Raw genomic sequence first — 3,272 nt, forward strand, 5'->3', positions numbered from 1 at the left:
TAGGCTCGACGCGCGGCTGGCCGAAGAAGCCGCCGCGCAATGACCTGGAAACTGACTGCCTTCGCGCCCAAGAAGATCGTCCAGGCCGCGCTGCTCGCGCATGACGAGCTGGAGGAATGGGATGCGGAGCTGGTCATTTCCGGCAGCGAAGTGGCCGAGGACCGGCCGCAGGATTGGGTGCTGGAGGCTTGGTTCCCGCGGCGGCCGGGCAAGGCGGAGAAATCCGCGCTGGCCGGGCTGTTTTCCGGCAAACCTCCTGTATTCGGCGTCGAAAAGCTGCCCGAAACCGACTGGCTCACCCTCAGTCAACAGGGAATGGAGCCGATCCGCGCGGGGCGGTTCCACGTTCGTACGCCGGATCATCCCGCCTGCACCGATCCGGGGGTGACCGATCTGGTGATCCCCGCCAGCCAGGCGTTCGGCACCGGCCAGCATGAAACAACCGCCGGCTGCCTCGCCATGCTGACACACATGAAGCGCAGCGGCGTGATCGCGCGCAACATCGCCGATATCGGCAGCGGCACCGGCCTGCTGGCCTTCGGCGCGCTGGACCTGTGGCCCCGGGCACTCGCGCTCGCTACCGACATTGATCCGGTGTGCGCGCCGGTGATGGCGGAAAATTGCGCCGCCAACGGCGTCCGCATCGGCGGTCGGGCGGGCGAATTGACGCTGGCAATAGCCGACGGCATGGACCACCCGCTGATCGCCGCGCGCGCACCCTATGACCTGCTGATCGCGAATATCCTCGCAGGTCCGCTGGTGGAGCTTGCACCGGACTTTGCCGCCCATGTGCTGCCCGGCGGCAATCTGGTGCTCGCCGGCCTGCTGGAAACGCAGGAGGCCGCAGTCCGAAGGGCTTACCGCAAATCCGGGTTCCGGCTCGCCGCGCGGCTGGTCAATGGCGACTGGTCGATCCTGTGGCTGCGCAAGAGACCGGACTGGTCCCCGCAATGACCCGCTCCGCCCTGCCCCGATTTTTAGCCATCGCGGCGAAATGGGCGGGCCGGATGGTATTGGCGCTGGCGGCGCTCGTGATCCTGTTCCTGCTCAGCGCCTGGATCGGCGGCGCCATTCCCCGCAATGCCGGTTGGACGGAGCCCGACACCGGTGTGACGATCATGGTGGAGACCAACGGCATCCACACCGCGCTGGTCCTGCCGCTGGTCACTCCGGAAAAGGACTGGCGCAGCGACTTTCCCGCCAGCGATCTGCCCGCATCGGGGCGCGACTACACCCATATCTCGGTGAGCTGGGGCGAGCGCGAGGTGTTCCTGGGCACGCCAACATGGACCGACCTCTCCCCGCTCACCGCGCTGCGCGTAGTCACAATCGGCGGAGACAGCCTGCTGCACGTCGCCCATTACGTCCGCCCCGCGCCGAGCGATACCGCCCGGCCCCTGCGCGTATCGGCCCGGGAATATGCACTGATCGTCGAGCAGATCGAGGCCGCGCTGTATGAAGCGGACGGCCGTTCGGTCTTCCCCGGCTACACCGATCAGGACGTCTTCTACGACGCCGCCGGAAGGTACGATATGACCAAGACCTGCAACCAGTGGACCAGCGACACGCTGGCGGCGGCGGGTGTCAGGACCGGCTGGTGGACACCCATGGTCGGCGGCGTAATGCGCTGGGTTCCGCGTCCCGGAGAGTAGTCACACCCGGCAAAACACCCTCACCACGCCGCAGCGACAATCGCGGCCCACGCGACCTCGTCGATCACTTCCACGCCCAGATCGGCGGCCTTTTTCAGCTTCGATCCGGCCCCCGGCCCAGCGACCACCAGATCGGTTTTCGCGCTAACCGTTCCCGCCGCTTTCGCGCCCAGCCGTTCGGCCTGCGCCTTCGCCTCGTCGCGGCTCATGGTTTCCAGCTTGCCGGTGAACACCACGGTCTTGCCGGTGACCGGGCTGTCCGCGGTCTCGACCACGTAAGGCGGCGGGCTGACTTCGCTCAGCAGATCGTCCCACACCGCCCGGTTGTGTTCCTCGTGGAAGAAATCGCCCAGCGCCTGCACAACGGCGGGGCCGATGCCATCGATGGTGTTCAATTCTGCGAGAGCGTCCTCATTCCCCGCCCGCGCCTTTTCCGCCAGCTCGCGCAGCGCTGGCAGAGTGCCAAATCGCTTCATCAGATCCCGCGCCGTGACCGCACCGACATGGCGAATACCCAAGCCGAACAGCAGCCGCGCCGCGTCGGGCGAGCGGCGGTTTTCCACCGCTTCCAACAGCTTATCCACAGACTTATCCTGCCACCCGTCGAGCGCCAGAATGTCGTCCTTCCGGTCCCTCAGCCGGAATATATCGGCGGGGCTTTCGAGCCAGCCCAGCGCAAAGAACTGGTCGATGGTCTTCTCCCCCAACCCGTCGATATCCAACGCGCCGCGGCTGACGAAATGTTTCAACCTTTCCGTGCGTTGTGCGGGACATATCAGACCGCCTGTGCAGCGCACATCGACCTCGTTCCGATCATCCTGAGCCTGTCGAAGGGCGGCGACGGCCTCGCTGCCGCATTCGGGACAATGGTCGGGAAAGACATAGGGATCGCGCGGTACGTCACGGGTCAAATTCTCGACCACTTGCGGGATGACATCGCCGGCCCGCTGCACCACCACCCGGTCCCCCGGGCGCACCCCCAGCCGGGCGATTTCGTCGCGATTGTGCAGCGTAACATTGGTCACGGTAACCCCGCCGACCAGCACCGGAGCGAGGCGGCCCACCGGTGTCAGCTTGCCCGTCCGCCCAACCTGGATATCGATCTGTTCCAGCGTGGTTTCCGCCCGTTCCGCCGGGAATTTCCGCGCGATTGCCCAGCGCGGTGCCTTGGCGACAAAGCCCAGCCGCGCCTGATAATCCAGCCGGTCCACCTTGTAGACCACGCCGTCGATTTCATAGGGCAGGGCTTCCCGCTCCCCGCCAATCCGGTCATAGGCGGCGATCATTTCCTGCAGGGAAGTGACGCGCTGGAAAAACGGGGAGACCGGCACGCCCCAGGCCTTGATCTGTTCCATCACCTCCAGCTGTGTTTCGCCAGGCACCGCCGACGCCGCGCCCCAGCCATGCGCCCAGAATTTGAGCGGCCGTTTCGCAGTTACGCTGGCATCTTTCTGGCGCAAAGACCCGGCGGCGGCGTTGCGCGGGTTGGCAAACAGCTTGCCGCCCGCTGCCGCCTGCGCCGCGTTCAGCGCCAGGAAGTCCGCCCGGGACATATAGACCTCACCGCGGATTTCGAACACTTCGGGGACATCAGAGCCACCACCCCCAACCCCTTCCTCT

General features: G+C 66.0%; 3 protein-coding genes. 2 read left to right on the forward strand and 1 reads right to left on the reverse strand.

The genetic code is table 11. From position 1 onward, the window contains the following. Positions 1 to 39 precede the first annotated feature (39 nt). The gene (locus U0988_RS08520; RefSeq protein ID WP_322292195.1) at positions 40 to 954 is read left to right on the forward strand and encodes a 50S ribosomal protein L11 methyltransferase; all 915 of its coding nucleotides are present in this window, start codon (positions 40 to 42) and stop codon (positions 952 to 954) included. Continuing rightward, entirely contained in the window at positions 951 to 1,652 is a 702-nt protein-coding gene (locus tag U0988_RS08525) for a DUF2459 domain-containing protein (RefSeq protein ID WP_322292196.1), read from the forward strand. Before U0988_RS08520 ends, U0988_RS08525 begins: the two co-directional genes overlap by 4 nt. A 20-nt stretch (positions 1,653 to 1,672) precedes the next feature. Here U0988_RS08525 and ligA read toward each other — a convergent pair. After that, positions 1,673 to 3,272, reverse strand: a 1,600-nt coding sequence (ligA, locus tag U0988_RS08530) for an NAD-dependent DNA ligase LigA (protein WP_322292197.1), incomplete at its 5' end; no start/stop codon positions are given.

The organism is Allopontixanthobacter sp. (genome assembly GCF_034376665.1).
In the GTDB taxonomy this organism is placed as follows: domain Bacteria; phylum Pseudomonadota; class Alphaproteobacteria; order Sphingomonadales; family Sphingomonadaceae; genus Allopontixanthobacter.